This is a genomic window from Vibrio sp. 1F263, from assembly GCF_041439035.1.
GTDB lineage: Bacteria > Pseudomonadota > Gammaproteobacteria > Enterobacterales > Vibrionaceae > Vibrio > Vibrio tasmaniensis_A.
Window position 1 is genome coordinate 1 of record NZ_JBGONI010000133.1, and the last position, 1,161, is coordinate 1,161.

2 pseudogenes are annotated in these 1,161 nt (G+C 52.2%); both read right to left on the minus strand.

From position 1 onward, the window contains the following. Positions 1–246: pseudogene (locus tag ACED25_RS23485) on the minus strand (type-F conjugative transfer system protein TraW); the annotation flags it as partial. Next, positions 197–1,161: pseudogene (locus ACED25_RS23490) on the minus strand (type IV secretion system protein TraC); the annotation flags it as partial. The pseudogenes ACED25_RS23490 and ACED25_RS23485, both read right to left, overlap by 50 nt.

Consider the following 1,161-nt stretch of genomic DNA (forward strand, 5'->3'; position numbering starts at 1 on the left):
GCTTTGCTTGGCGCGCTCCGTGAACTCGTTTTGCATGTCCGCTAATTGACCACTGGCCTCAAACCCTTTCAGTCTTTGGTCAATCCACTCCAGCATGTCAATCTCACCGATGGGGAAGATAGGGGCCACTTGGCCCAAGTTCTTTCCAGCGGCATTTGTCGTTGCCAGTCCAGCGACCAAAAGAAAAAGGGGGGATTTAAGCGCTCGCCCCAATGGCTTGATTAAAGGCGTCAATGTCTTTGCCATAAAAGTGCCTAGAGGTTTGCTCAATGGCGCGCTCCAGTGAGTGGCCTTGTTTATAAAGATTTTCACAATACTCAAACTCCTTAGGCTCGGTTGAGAACATGGCGCGTTTCACCGGAGAGGCGAAAAAGCGGTGATAGGTGACATGGCCACCCGCTTTGATGCGCGCACTGCTGTATCCCGCTTCGGCAGACGGAGCGAAACTTTTAATGAGGCGCTGCTCAAACGGTGAGAAGGCATCCGGGTTTTGGATCAGATACTCATCAAACCCTTCCCCTTGACGAAGAATGATGTGGATATCGGAGTTGTTGTAGCAGGCTTTGGCTTCCTCGTTGCTAAAGAAGTCTTCAATCCCTTGAGTCACTGTACAAAAAGCGCCGCCGAACTTACGGGCGGTGCGATAACCGGTGTTGATGAACTCCCTCGCTTGCTCGTTTGCCCCAGAGAGGAGGCTCCAGGCTTCTTCAATGATGCACAGCTTTGGGGTAGAGCGAGAGCCAGCCAGGTACATCTGCTGGTTAATCGACACCATCAACGCAAAAATCACGGGTCTGAGCACAGCAGGCGGAAACCCATCCAGCTCCAGCGTGGTGATTTCCACACTGGGGTCGAGCATGGAGGGCTTGTTGAACACATCTTTGTACATGCCGTCGGTGCAGAACTTTTTCAGTTGCACCGCAATGTCTTTGATGCGTCGGTCGCTTTCTTCTCCAGCAATCTCAATCAAGGCGTCTCTGACATCATCCACCAAGGCTTGATTACCTTTACGCTCCCATGCCGTCACTATCGCATCGCCTAAGACGCTTTGTTGAAACGCCGTCAGTGGGACGTAGGGTGACGCGATGGTGGCAAACAACGCCGTAATATTATCGAGCGCTTCCATCATGGGGTCGACCGGTCTACCGTCATCATCCACAA